Source organism: Rhodohalobacter sulfatireducens (assembly GCF_022012475.1).
Classification (GTDB): domain Bacteria; phylum Bacteroidota; class Rhodothermia; order Balneolales; family Balneolaceae; genus Rhodohalobacter; species Rhodohalobacter sulfatireducens.
In genome coordinates this window covers 26,825-39,200 of sequence record NZ_JAKLWS010000038.1, presented here as the reverse complement: position 1 = coordinate 39,200, position 12,376 = coordinate 26,825, and the positions used below count along the sequence as shown (strand labels likewise).

The 12,376-nt window shown below is 41.6% G+C and carries 8 protein-coding genes; 7 read left to right on the top strand and 1 reads right to left on the bottom strand.

Going from position 1 to position 12,376, the window contains the following annotated elements; genetic code table 11:
* Positions 1-669 precede the first annotated feature (669 nt).
* On the bottom strand, positions 670-4,758 hold the full coding sequence (locus L6773_RS18795; RefSeq protein WP_237856089.1) for a hybrid sensor histidine kinase/response regulator transcription factor: 4,089 nt from the start codon (positions 4,756-4,758) through the stop codon (positions 670-672).
* Positions 4,759-5,318: 560 nt separating this feature from the next.
* Here L6773_RS18795 and L6773_RS18790 point away from each other — a divergent pair.
* The 7 genes from L6773_RS18790 (at position 5,319) to L6773_RS18760 (ending at position 12,252) form a co-directional block, all read left to right on the top strand.
* Complete coding sequence (locus tag L6773_RS18790; RefSeq protein WP_237856088.1) at positions 5,319-5,924, top strand: TetR/AcrR family transcriptional regulator; 606 nt, start codon at positions 5,319-5,321, stop codon at positions 5,922-5,924.
* Positions 5,921-7,207 carry a TolC family protein gene (locus L6773_RS18785; RefSeq protein WP_237856087.1) on the top strand — a complete coding sequence of 429 codons (1,287 nt, stop codon included), beginning with the start codon at positions 5,921-5,923 and terminating at the stop codon, positions 7,205-7,207. The genes L6773_RS18790 and L6773_RS18785 overlap by 4 nt, the downstream gene beginning before the upstream one ends.
* Positions 7,195-8,103 carry an HlyD family secretion protein gene (locus tag L6773_RS18780; protein WP_237856086.1) on the top strand — a complete coding sequence of 303 codons (909 nt, stop codon included), beginning with the start codon at positions 7,195-7,197 and terminating at the stop codon, positions 8,101-8,103. The genes L6773_RS18785 and L6773_RS18780 overlap by 13 nt, the downstream gene beginning before the upstream one ends.
* Positions 8,104-8,300: 197 nt before the next feature.
* Entirely contained in the window at positions 8,301-9,227 is a 927-nt protein-coding gene (locus L6773_RS18775; RefSeq protein ID WP_237856085.1) for an ABC transporter ATP-binding protein, read from the top strand.
* The gene (locus tag L6773_RS18770) at positions 9,220-9,963 is read left to right on the top strand and encodes an ABC transporter ATP-binding protein (protein ID WP_237856084.1); all 744 of its coding nucleotides are present in this window, start codon (positions 9,220-9,222) and stop codon (positions 9,961-9,963) included. Before L6773_RS18775 ends, L6773_RS18770 begins: the two co-directional genes overlap by 8 nt.
* 55 nt (positions 9,964-10,018) lie before the next feature.
* On the top strand, positions 10,019-11,128 hold the full coding sequence (locus L6773_RS18765) for an ABC transporter permease (RefSeq protein WP_237856082.1): 1,110 nt from the start codon (positions 10,019-10,021) through the stop codon (positions 11,126-11,128).
* Positions 11,125-12,252 (top strand): ABC transporter permease, encoded by a 1,128-nt coding sequence (locus tag L6773_RS18760; RefSeq protein ID WP_237856081.1) that lies wholly within the window; start codon positions 11,125-11,127, stop codon positions 12,250-12,252. The genes L6773_RS18765 and L6773_RS18760 overlap by 4 nt, the downstream gene beginning before the upstream one ends.
* Positions 12,253-12,376: the final 124 nt, after the last annotated feature.

The window sequence follows — 12,376 nt, the reverse complement described above, 5'->3', positions numbered from 1 at the left end:
GTTCTTCCACCCAGGGCGAGGCCCCGGGCTGTGATGTTTCAGGCTGAAAGCCTGTTACAACGTAGCTTGGGGCAACGCCCCAAGTCTACATGCGGAATCCTGCAAGCAGGCTGAAAGACTGAGACAGACTCTACGTCTTCTGATTTCAAAAACGTTTTGGACAAATATGATTTGTTTTCTCATAGACTAAGCAGCAAGTAGATTAGTTCTTTTTTGAAAGATAATTGATTGTCCGAAACAAAGAATTGGTATCGCCATATTGGTTTATACGAACATATAGCAATTCTCCATCTTTTCTTGATTGGTGAGAAACATTATAATTAGATGATTCTTCTCCAATGTTGTAGTCAATCGGTAGCTCATCACTCTCTTGAGGTTAACTCCAGGAAAACGGATTGTTCAGAGAAAGTGAAATACCGGGAATTTGAATTGTAGCTATTCCGGTACCATCATTTTTAAATCGAAAGAACCCGGCATCTTTATAAGTTTGGTCATTTAAGATGTCACTATCTACTTCGGTGTTAATATGGTAAGATTCGATTGTCCATTCGCCGGTAAAGCTGAACGAGTTATTTTGCCGGTTGTCGCAACATAATAAAACAAGTAAAGATGATAACAGGAGATAACATTTAATCGGGTGTTATCATACATTTTTACAGGTTGAGATTACTAATTCTTCCTGAATTCCGACGGGCTTACACCAAACTGTTTTTTGAATACGCGTGTAAAATAAGCCTGATCGTTATAACCAACCTCATACGAAATCTCAGCAATGGTTTTATTTTTTTCTCTTAACTGCTTGGCTGCATGTTGTAAGCGAACTGATATTATAAACTGGACGGCAGATTGATCGACAAGAGCCTGGAGTTTTCGATTCAACTGCCCCGGACTCATATTCAAACTCCCCGCAAGATGGTTCACTTTGAACTGTTCATTGCTGAAATTGCTTTCTACAACTGAGATCGCTTTTTCAAGGAATACTTTTTCGATGGAATCATCGGTAACGTTTTTAGTCTGAATTAAACCGGCTTCGGAAAATTGATCCCGTAATTGCCTCCTCTGTTGTATGAGTTTTCGAACCCGAACCTGCAACTCTTTTACTTTAAACGGTTTTGTGAGATAGGCATCAATCCCTGTTTCAAAGCCTTTCAATTTATCTTCCAATCCCGCTTTAGCAGTCAGCATGATAACCGGGATGTGGCTTGTCTTCTCATCCTTTCGAATCTGTTTGCAGAAATCGTATCCGTCCATTTCAGGCATCATTAAATCTGAAATAATCAGGTCTGGAATCTCTTCTTGCGAAAGTTCAATTCCCTGCACTCCATTTTCGGCTTCTAAAATTCTGTAATCCTCCTCCAGCTGCTCCCGGATAAATTCCCTCACTTCAGCATTGTCTTCAACAATTAATAGAATCTCTTTATCCAGGTTGGATGAGATGAGATTCAGGTCCACATGCTTTGTCACAGATTTTGAAACCTCTGACTCAAATTCATGGTGAGAAAGCCGAATAGCATCAACTTTATAGGCAAAATCTTTTTCAACCCGGTCTGTGGGGAGATGAATGATAAATACCGTTCCAGTTTGGTTATTTCCGGTCTCATTTTCGAAACGGCTTTGAACTTCTATTTTACCATTGTGCAGTTTTACAAATTCATTGACAAGTGCAAGCCCGATACCGGTTCCCTCATAGGGGCGGGTTGATGAACTGTCTGCCTGGTAAAAACGGTCAAAAATATTTTTAATGTGGTCCGCCGGAATGCCTATCCCTGTATCTTTCACCCGAATTTCAATATTGTCATCGTTAATTTGTTTGACTTCAACCCCAATTTCGCCTCCCGCTGGCGTAAACTTGAACGCATTTGTAATCAGGTTTAAAAACACACGTTCCATCTTTTCCGAATCAAATATCACAGGGATCCAATCTGAATCGGAGTTAAACAAAAGGCGGATCTCTTTCGATTCAGCCAGGGTCTCAAATGAGTATAGAAGACTCTTTAAAAAGCTGACAATGTTATGTTGATCATTATTCATTTTCATTTTACCGGACTCCAGTTTGGAGAGATCAAGCAACTGGTTGATGAGTGTTAAGAGCCGGTTGGCATTTTGTGTAGCCATCTCCAGTTTTCGTTTATCTTTCCGGTCGATATCTGATGTCAGCACATTCTCGATTTGCCCAAGGATCAGAGACAACGGTGTTCTGAACTCGTGAGATATGTTGGCAAAAAACTCTGATTTCAAATGATCGAGTTTTCGCAGGGATTCTGTTTGAACCCGTTCCAGTTCCAGTTGATTTTTCAGGTTATATCGATTGAGTTCGTATCTTCGAAGTGAATAACCGGCACCCAAAAAGATAACCAGGTAGATGAAATATGCCCACCATGTCTGCCACCAGGGAGGAGTTACTATCAGCCCGATGCCTATTCCCGCTTCGTTCCAAATGCCATCATTATTTGATGCTTTGATTCGAAGTGAATACTCGCCGTGTGGGATATTTGTAAAAACGGCAGAGGCGTAATTTCCAGACTCTATCCAATTTTCGCTTAAACCCTCGAGTTTATATGCATACTGATTTTTTTCCGGAGCAGAGAAGTCCAGTGCTGCAAACTGGAAGGCCAGCACATCATCGTTGTGACTTACCTGAATGTTTTGAGCCGAGGTCAGTGGTGAGTCTAATATCCCTTTTGATTCTTGAAATGTTATCTCACGCCCATCAATTTCAAAGCCGGTAAGTGCAATTTCGGGTGGATTCGGGTTGTCTGTGACTCGATCGGGATAGAAATAGTTCAAACCGCTAATTCCACCAAAGTACAGTTCACCGGAGGACGATCTGAAATATGCACCTGTATTAAACTCGTTGCTTTGCAGTCCGTCGTGTACATCATAATTGCGAAAATTCATCTCTTCAGGGTGAAATTTGGAGAGTCCACGATTGGTACTCACCCAAAGGTGGCCACTGTCGTCAGGTAAAATGGCGTAGATTACATTATTCGGTAATCCGTCAGCAGTTGTATAATGGGTAAATTCTTTTGATTGGATATCCATCTTATTCAACCCTCCCGAGGTACCGATCCATAGGAAACGATCAGGATAATTGGGGTCGGGAAGAATACTTTTTACCAGGTTATGGCTCAGGCTGTTCGGGTCGGCAGAGTCGTGTTCGAATTTCAGAAAAGATTCGGCAAATTTATCAAAATATGACAAACCGTAAGAGGTTCCGATCCAAAAATTACCGGACTTTTCCTCAGTTAATACGGGTCGGATCTGCTCACGAATCGATTCATTCGGATTGTACCTGTAGTTTTTAAAACTCCCCGTTTCTCGGTCGATAAGGTTAGATAGATAATTCTCAGTGATTGCCCAAATTTTGCCTCCGGAGTCTTCAAAAACTCCATATACTTCACGCTGTGGTAAGCCATCTTTATTCCCTTGGGAATATTCAAAGATATCGGCCTGGTTCTCTGTCGGATCATATTCAATCAATCCATGTGTAGTTGCTGCCCATAAATTTCCTTGGCTTCCTTCGATCAAATCCCAAATTTCAATTTCGTAGGGCCTGGGAAATTCATCCGGAATGAAAAGATTATTCACATTTTCAAGGGTCTGCTCATTCCGTTTCCATCGATAAGGACGATGTGAAATGATCCAAACATCTCCGTTTCGATCTTCTATAATCTCACGTATGCTGAAATTGGATAGATCCGGAAGATGATCAATTCCGGTGAGTGTCGGGAACCGATTCGATTTTGGATCATAGATATCAATTCCCATTCCGGCAGTTCCAATCCACATAAGGCCGTTTCTGCTTTTAAACAGAGCCGTAATGCTATCAAAACTGATGGATGATGCATCAGAAGGGTCGCTTGTATAGGATTTATATTCAAATGTTACCGGATTAAATATTGTCAGTTCAGAAGGAGTGGCCAACCATAAATTTCCATTTAAATCTTCGGCTATTCTCCGAATTCTGTTATACCCATCCCTATTTGCATACTCTTGATAAGAAAACCTTTCAGTTGCACCGGTAGATTTATTGAAGAGTACGAGTCCCTCTGTTGTTCCCAGCCATAGTTTGTTATCGGGACCTTCATGGATTCCATCAATGGCATAGTAAAAGAGGTAATCTTTTTGATTTGGCTCATCAAATTCAATCTCATAGTTGAGAAATGAATCTCTTTCAGGTTGATATTTACTGACGTTTCTGTCTGTTCCAACCCAAGTTTCACCATTTTTATCAACATAAATCTCATATATATAGTTATTAGACAGCCCGTCTTCTTTTGAATAATTTGTGACTGAAATGGGAATGCCTTTTTCCTTATCACGATCTATCTTGTATAAACCATTCGTGGCCGTGCCAACCCAAAGAGTACCATGAATGCCACTGGAGATGCTCGTTATTTGCTCTTGGGCAAGATTATCTGACAAACCATCCAAATGGTCCAAACTTGAAAACTGATCTTTTTCTGGTTGATAATAATTGAGACCACTTTCCAATGTGCCGGCCCACACCCATCCTCGTAGATCTGTATGAAGTGCCTGGATATAATTTCCGGATATGCTGGTAGAATCGGTTGGGTTATGCTGAAACACTTTAAACGTTTGCCCATCGTACCGATTCAGCCCGTCTTTCGTGCCAAACCACATGAACCCTTTATGATCTTGTGTAATAGCGAAAACGGCGTTTTGAGAGAGGCCGTCATTAATGGTTAAATGCCTGAACTCAGGTGACTGTGAATGCACTCCGGCCGTAAATAGCATACACAAAACTATTGATATCGCTGCACCCTTGCCCATTTATAAAACTACCCTGGAATTATTTGATGTCTTGGTTATTGAGCTATTATATAATAAATCTTCGTGTAATCTTCTCCATTTTAAACCACAATTTATTAACGATATATGGAGATATTACTCACAAACAAGTAGTTGCAAGGCAATGGGATACTTAGTTTATATTTCTAAAGCCAACCTGTTTTATGAAGTCAAAGAAATTATAATTAGAGAGTTAGAGTATGTCATGAAATATGAAATTCACCATTTTGAATCTTAAATGGCACACCATGGAAATTACCATCCGTAATTGAAATATCCGGTCAGGTTTAAGTTCTGCATTCTCAAAAGATATACCAGGAAGAGAGAAAATATTTTATTTATCATCTATTTCCATAAGAGATCAGCATACCTTTAACAGGCTTAAATAGAATAAAATTAATAGGATAATGCAGTATCCGTCCAGTGTAACTATATAGTTCAACCATTTGGTTGAATAAAATGGTTAATCACTATAAATTACTTCTGATTTAATCATACAAACAGATATGCCTTTAGAGAAACAGACAGAAGAACAGATATTTTTAGCGGCCCAGAGGGTATTCCAGGAGAAGGGATTTGCCGGTGCGCGAATGCAGGAGATTGCAGATGAAGCCGATATTAACAAGTCGATGCTTCATTATTATTACAGAAGTAAGGAGAAACTTTTTCTTGAAGTGTTCCAATCCAGCGTGAAGAAAGTTTTTCCACAACTCATTGCCATTCTCTCATCAGGTGATGAGTTGGAAGCTAAAGTCAAAAAAGTGGTGGAGTTCTATTACAACACCTTCAGGAAGAATCCATACCTGCCGTCGTTCGTACTTCACGAGATGAACCAGCATCCGAAGCGGTTCAAAGAGTTTATCAACTCCCAGAATATCCGGATCCCAAAAGAATTTGCTGAACAATTAGAAACTGAAATAGAGAAGGGGAGGATTATGCCGATGAAACCCACACACTTTTTAATCAACATCGTCTCTCTGTGTCTGATGCCGGTAATTGCGCGAACACTTGTCCAAACTCTTTTTTCTTTAGATGATGACGATTTCGATGCATTCCTGGCTGAACGAAAGGAGTTGATTCCCAAAGTTATATTCAGCGGGGTGCAGACATGAAAAGGTTTATGATATTTATCGCTCCTCTGTTGATCGGTACGCAGCTATATGCACAATCACCACGAGACACGTTAAGCCTGGCGGATGTCTACGAAATCTTATACACGGAGAATCCGGTTACGGATAAAATCAGGACGAGCCGACAGATAACGGATTTGAATGAACGAATCGCCAAATCTGGCTGGTACCCGGATTTTGAACTGAACGCAAGTGCGAGCTACCAATCCGAAGTTGTAGAGTTCCCCTTTGAATCCCCCGGCTTTGATATTCCCAACTTCAGTAAAGATCACTATAATCTGTCGGTCAATGTTACCCAGCCAATTTTTGATGGCGGCAGGACTCGGGCTTCAAAACAACTGGAGGATGAGTCCGGGGATATTACAGAAGCCTCACTGAAATCGGATCTGCTGAAACTAAAAGAGCAAGTAGACCGCATCTATTTTGGAATCATGATTCTCCAGAAACAGAGAGAGATTATCAGTTTAGCGATTTCGGATATGGAAGAACAGCTTGAAATAGTCCAAAGCCAGGTTGAAAATGGAGTGTTATTACCGGGGAATGAAGCCACACTTCGTGCTGAAATATTGAACAGAGAACAGCAACTCACAAAAATAGGTCACGATATTATAGCGGGATATGAAGCGCTCAATGAAATATTGGGTGGCGAAACACCTATGGTACCCACATTGATTTTGCCGGAGAAAGAACATTGGCGAAAGCCGGGCCCGATGACAAACCGGCCGGAATTGGATCTATTAGCTGCCAGGGGTGAGTTGTTCGAAACTCAGAAAGACCTGGCAAATGCCGGCAAACTTCCGCAAGTCTCTCTGTTTGCCCGACCGTTTTATGGGAGACCCGGATTCAACCTGTTTGAGGATGACCTCCAGTTCAACTGGATTGTAGGAATACAGGCCAGGTGGAGCCTGAAAACGGCACGGAATGCATCCATAAAAACGGACGTACTTCATTTGCAGCAAAAGAATATCACGGAAGATCGTACACTTTTTGAACGGCAACAGAATGCTGCGTTGCGCCGACTCAACCAGGAAATTATGGGACTCGAAGAACAAATTGAGCGGGATGCAGAGATTGTGGAACTGCGGAATCAAGTGGCTGAGGAAAAGAGAAATCTTGTTGAAGAGGGGAGTGCAACAGTAACGGAGTATATCAGAGAATTGAATGAATTTGTACGGGCTCAGCTACAACTTGAGTTGCGAAAAATTCAGAGAGTACAGGCAATTATTAACTACGAAACAGAACAAGGATGGACATGGAAAGAATAAAATGGCCGATCATACTTTTAGGGTTATTGGTAACAGCTTCCTGCTCGAGTGAAAATGGCTCAGATGCATTTGGTCAGTTTGAGGCGGATGAAGTAGTGATCTCATCTGAAACAAACGGACGTCTTCTCAATTTTGACCTTGAAGAAGGGCAGAGATTTGAGGAGGGGGAACATGTAGCGCTTATTGATACGACTCAGCTCCATCTTCAGAAAGAAGAGGTCAATGCATCTATCGAAGCCATTCGGACGAATATTGATAAACTGAATGCGCAGAAGGCTGTATTTGAATCGCAATTAGAGACAGCAAGGAAAGAGTTGAGCCGTTTTGAATCGCTACAAGAGGATAATGCAGCCACACAACAGCAACTTGATTCTGCGGAGGGGCGCGTTCAGACATTAGAAAGGCAGATTGAATCAGTGGAAGTGGGGAAGGGTTCGGTTTCAGCAGAAGTGAGACGAATGGGAACAAAGATTGCTCAAATCAACGATCAAATTGAAAGAGCGAGTATCACAAATCCTGTCAGCGGAACGGTGTTGAATAAATTTGCGGAGGAGCATGAACTGATTTCACAGGGAAAGCCTTTATACAGCATCGCCAATCTCGATGTGATGGTTCTGCGTGTCTACATATCCGGTGCGCAACTGCCGGCCATTCAACTAGGTGAAACCGTTGATGTGATATTCGATGAGAATAAAGCGGATAACCAAAATACCCGAGGACGCGTAAGCTGGATTGCATCCGAAGCGGAATTCACTCCCCGAATGATTCAAACCAAACAGGAGCGGGTCACCCAGGTGTATGCCGTAAAAGTTCGAGTAGATAACCCGGACGGTAAATTAAAAATCGGCATGCCCGGTGAGGTCAGATTTGAATCGGATGCATCTGAAAATGAATAGGAATTAAATACATAGGAGACTCAAATGAACTGGACAACTTTCAAAAAGATAATGCAACAAATTGATCAGGCGATTGAAGATTTTGTGAGAGAAACGGTTGATGAATTGGAAAAGACTTACCAAAGTGAGTGAAATGAAGATTTCCCTCTTCAAAGGGGGAACCCCTGAAGACGTGATAATTTTAAAATTAGAAATAAATGAATAACGTTGTAGAAATATCAGAAGTCAGCAAATCTTATGAAGATGTAAAAGCTCTGAAGGAGATCTCATTTGAGGTTGAAAAAGGAGAACTGTTCGGACTGATTGGCCCTGATGGAGCCGGGAAAACCACTTTATTCAGAATACTCACCACTTTGCTTGTACCGGATTCAGGAGAAGCTAAGGTCCTTGGTATGGACGTAGTAGAGAATTACCGAGAAATTCGGCCAATTCTTGGTTATATGCCGGGCCGATTTTCGCTTTACCAGGATCTGAGCGTGGAGGAAAACATCCGATTTTTTGCATCGGTTTTTGGAACTACTCTTGAAGAGAATTACGATCTCGTAAAACCCATTTATCAGCAGTTAGAGCCTTTTAAAAATCGATTGGCAGGAGCGCTTTCGGGCGGAATGAAACAGAAACTGGCCCTCAGTTGTGCACTGATCCATAAACCGGAATTACTCATTCTGGATGAACCTACAACCGGCGTAGATGCTGTCTCAAGAAAAGAGTTTTGGGAGATGCTTCACCTTCTCAAACACCAGGGAATCACAATTTTGGCATCCACACCCTATATGGATGAGGCCGATCAATGCGACCGTGTTGCCCTGATGCAGAATGGAAAGATACTTAAGATCAGTACACCCGATGAAGTTGCACAATCATTTTCGTCTACTCTGTACGGAATTAGGTCGAAGCACCGGTTCCAATTGATTCAAGTGTTGCGTGAATATCAGTATGTGAAATCAGTACAACCGTTTGGTGAATCTGTTCACTATGCGGACCATAGAAATGATCCTGATACTGACGATATTTTACGTTATTTGAGCACCCATGGTGTTGAGGATGCAGAAATTAAAAAAATTGATTCAAACATCGAAGATACATTTATGGAATTGATGCAACAGGAGGAGAGCCATGCCTGAGGTTGCCATTCAAACGAGGGATCTAACAAAAAAATTCGGTGATTTTACAGCGGTCAATCAGATTTCATTTGATGTCCGGCGAGGGGAGATCTTTGGTTTCCTCGGAGCCAATGGGGCAGGAAAGACGACGGCCATTAAGATGCTTACGGGACTTCTTTCACCCACATCCGGGGAGGGATCTGTCGCAGGCCATGATATTCATTCAGAATCTGAAGCTATTAAGAAAAAGATCGGGTATATGAGTCAACGATTTTCGCTCTATGATGACCTGACAGTTAAAGAAAATATCCGTTTCTACGGTGGTGTGTATGGGTTGTCTCGACACATATTGCGAAGCAAATACGATGAAATACTTGAGAAAGTGGATTTGAAAGATGAAATAGACAGTCGTGTGGGATCACTTCCGCTGGGGTGGAAACAAAAATTAGCATTCTCAATCGCTCTTTTGCACGAACCAAAAATTGTTTTTTTGGATGAACCGACCGGTGGAGTCGATCCAATCACAAGAAGACAGTTTTGGGAAATGATCTACAAAGCATCTGAGGATGGAGTTACTGTATTTGTAACCACTCATTATATGGATGAGGCTGAATATTGCGATCGGGTTTCGATCATGGTCGATGGCAAAATCGAAGCACTGGATTCACCGGTTGAGTTAAAGAGATCTTTCTCAGCAAAATCTATCGAAGAGGTATTTATTGAGTTAGCACGAGGTGCTGAGAATAGTGATGGATGATTTCCCCCATTCGAAGGGGGATTCTCCTGAAAGAATTAACAAATAGTTTCGAGCAATGAACGCATTTAAAGGATTTGTAAAAAAAGAGTTCAAGCAGATCTATCGGGATAAGCGTACGCTTTTGGTGCTTTTTGGGATGCCGGTGATTATGATGATTCTGTTTGGATTTGCGATTCGAAATGAGATCCAAAGTGCTGAGGTAGCAGTTCTGGATCTCTCAAAAGACAGTATGACGGCGGAGTTAATCCAAAAAATCGAGTCGAATCCTTCATTCGACATCACTCACTATCTTCAGGCTTATAATGAAGTTGAACCACTGTTTCAGAAAGGCAATGTAAAAGCTGTACTCATTTTTGAAAATAATTTTGAACAAAAAATGGTTCGGCATTCATCAGCGAAAATTCAGATGGTCACAGATGCCACCGATCCCAATCTCGCAAGGCTTCTTCAAGCATATACTTCTAGCATTGTCCAGGATTTTAGTGATGATTTGAATCCTGAAATTTCAATCGAGCAAGCGGGCCTCTCACCTGAAATTCGAATGATGTACAATCCCGAATTGAGAAGTGTGAATTTGTTTGTGCCGGGGTTAATTGCAGTGATACTTATGTTGATATCCGCTTTAATGACTTCCATTTCCATCACTCGGGAAAAAGAGATGGGGAACATGGAAATTCTGTTGGTTTCCCCATTAAAACCTTATCAAATAATTATTGGTAAGGTATTGCCGTACCTGGTTTTATCACTAGTAAATGTATTTACGATTCTTCTTTTGGCAATCTTTGTATTTGAAGTGCCATTCGAGGGTTCGTTCATACTCTTTTTCGCAGAGTCAATCCTGTTCATTCTGACTGCACTTTCTCTCGGAGTATTTATCTCAGCCGTGGCCAACAATCAGCAAACGGCGATGATGGTCTCGCTGGCCGGTCTCTTACTGCCAACCGTATTACTTTCCGGGTTTATCTTCCCGATCTCAAGTATGCCCCAAGTCTTGCAGTGGATTAGTCACATTATACCTGCAAAATGGTTTTTAGAAATAGTTAGGAGCATCATGCTGAAGGGAGGAGGAATTTCGGTTCTTTGGTTTCAAACGGCAATCCTGGTGGTTATTACACTTCTTTTTATGGGGTTAAGTATGAAACGATTTAACGTGAGGCTGCAATGAAAACCATTCAATTTATACTGCAAAAAGAGTTTCTTCAGATTTTTCGGAACAGGGCGATGCTGCCGATATTGTTTGTGATGCCCATTGTACAGCTATTGGTATTGTCATTTGCAGCTACGTATGAGTTGAAAGAAGCGTCATTTGCACTTATAGATTACGATCAGTCCTCACTTTCCCGGGAACTATCAGCCCAGTTCCAGGCCACGGGATATTTCAGCCTTGAACATAAAACATTTGATACAGATGAAGCCCTTGAGGAGTTGAAGGCCGGGAATGTAAATATGGTATTGACGATTCCGGAGAACTTTAGTCGGGATTACAGCCAGGGAAATTCGGTTTCCGTTCAAATGCTGATTGATGCCGTGGATGGCACGAAAGCCGGAATGATTCAGTCATACGGTTCCTCTATCATACGGGATTTCAATCAGAATCATATACGGGAAGTTCAACTCATCTCGTCAAAAAAAGCACCTCAATTGAGTCGAATTGAGTTGATTCCCGTCAACTGGTATAACCCGGACCTGGATTACATTACCTACATGGTGCCCGGAATTTTGGTTGTGCTGGTGTCGATGATTGGCCTGTTCCTGTCTGGCATGAATATCGTACGTGAGCAAGAAATCGGCACGATTGAGCAACTGAATGTAACCCCAATCAAGAAAAGCCATTTTATAACCGGGAAAATTGTACCGTTTTGGATTATCGGAATGGTTGATTTAGTGATCGGCTTAGCCCTGGCTCGTTATGGATTTAATATCCCATTCCTGGGAAGCCTGACTCTCATCTTAATTGTGTCAGGTATTTACCTGATTGTGATACAGGCACTGGGGCTCTTTATCTCAACCGTAACAAGTACCCAACAACAGGCGATGTTTATTGCATGGTTTATTATGGTGGTATTTATTTTGATGGGTGGACTCTTCACACCTATTGAAAGTATGCCGGTTTGGGCGCAGGACCTAACACTTGCAAATCCCGTAGCATGGTTCATCAAAATGATGCGAATGGTTCTGCTGAAAGGAGCCGGCTGGCAGGAGATTCAACATATGGTTTTTGTCCTGATTGGAATGGGAGGACTGTTTTATGGTGTGGCGATTAATCGATATAAGAAAACTGCAGGATAATTTTTACGAATAGATAATAGAAAGGGAATACAAGCGATTATATAAATATGTGAATACAATAAAGATGATTTCTTGAATTGGTGAGGCACAGTCATATCCGCATGTTTACAAAAAGCTTCTTTAA